At 43.8% G+C, this 251-nt stretch carries 1 protein-coding gene; it reads left to right on the top strand.

The features are described 5' to 3' along the window. A partial coding sequence (locus tag SB752_RS32970) for a hypothetical protein (protein ID WP_486320414.1) occupies positions 1 to 238 on the top strand: 238 nt, incomplete at its 5' end. Positions 239 to 251: the final 13 nt, after the last annotated feature.

Here is a 251-nt window from a genome sequence, read left to right as displayed (position 1 = left end):
GCAACAGAAAGACCAGCTCGAACGCGAAGCGATGCTGAGAAATCCCGAACAGGCTTATCTCATTTCTGATGAAGAGTTTGATAAAAAACTGGAGGAGCTGGGGTGGTCACCATCAGATCTTGGGACAATGGCAGGAATGTATATGGAAAGGGGAAGTTATCAGTTAGAACAAAAGATTAAAAACTGGTTTAGAGACTTGCTTGAAAATTCTCTTTCAGGCAGCGGCGCTGGTTATTGATACGATACGGACA

This window comes from Brevibacillus sp. SIMBA_040 (assembly GCF_046535075.1).
Classification (GTDB): Bacteria; Bacillota; Bacilli; order Brevibacillales; family Brevibacillaceae; genus Brevibacillus.
This window is presented reverse-complemented; position numbering and strand designations above follow the sequence as displayed.